This window comes from Micromonospora deserti (assembly GCF_003236335.1).
Classification (GTDB): domain Bacteria; phylum Actinomycetota; class Actinomycetes; order Mycobacteriales; family Micromonosporaceae; genus Micromonospora; species Micromonospora deserti.
Genome location: NZ_POUB01000515.1, coordinates 1 through 1,034, shown reverse-complemented (window position 1 = coordinate 1,034; position 1,034 = coordinate 1). Strand labels below are relative to the sequence as shown.

The window sequence follows — 1,034 nt, the reverse complement described above, 5'->3', positions numbered from 1 at the left end:
GGGCGGACGGGGGCCACCCGGTGACGGACGGGGGCCGGGCGGACGAGGGGCCGTCCGTCCGCCGGTCCGGGACGGGCTCGCGCCGCCCAGGATGCCGGCCGCCGCACCGAGCGTTTTGATCATGATGAAGGCGTGGACGAGTTGCCCGAGCAGTCCTCGGCCGCCGCGCTGCCCGAGCGGGCCGAGGACGAACTGTCGCATCCAGCCCGGCAGCTTGATCAGCAGCCACAGCATCGTCAGGCAGACCACGACGCCGAGGAGTCCTTGCCCGGTCGCGGGTACGCCCAGGACGGTCGGTCCGGTGGGGGTGAGGAACACCTTGACGCTGGCCATGACGACGATGGCTTGACCGAGTTGCAGGCCGAGGCAGGCCAGGGTGCAGCGCCACCACAGGTGTCCCACTCCCTCGGTGAGCGGGCTGGCGTGGCAGATCAACGCCGCTGGGGCGACGCCGAGCAGGATGACCAGCGCCGCCAGGCGTAGGACGAACGTGAACTCCAGGACGAGGCACATCACGATCACGGCGATGGCCAGCAACGCCATCAGGAACCCGCCGCCTCGCAGGGCGTCGTCCACGACCTGCCGGATGGCGGTCGCGGCGGTCGGTCCGTCGATCGTGTTGCCGGCGATGGCCACGGTCAGCGCGTTGGTCAGCTCGATGGCCTTCTGCCCGATGATCAGGCTGCAATTAACCAGGACCACGCCCACGGCGATGCGGGGTAGCACCTGCTTGAGGCCATACTGCGTTTGCAGGGTTTCCCGGGCGGTGACCAGGAACCCTCCGGCGACGATGAACAGCACGGTGACGCCGTTGGCGACGATAAGGCTGGTCGTCCAGATCGCCTTGACGTGCTCGTTGTTGGTGAGGTCGGGGGTGGATAGCCACGACGCGCCGAGGGCTTCCATCACGGGCTGGAGGGCCTGCTCGGCGGCCCATACGACCAGGTCCACCACGGCCTTGCGGATCTGGCCGGCGATGTCGTACCAGGCCGGATCATCGTCAACAGAAGGCTGGACGGGGGTCGGGGCCGGGC

At 69.2% G+C, this 1,034-nt stretch carries 1 protein-coding gene; it reads right to left on the bottom strand.

From position 1 onward, the window contains the following. On the bottom strand, positions 1-1,034 hold a 1,034-nt coding region (locus C1I99_RS31650), incomplete at both ends, for a TrbL/VirB6 family protein (RefSeq protein ID WP_499877953.1).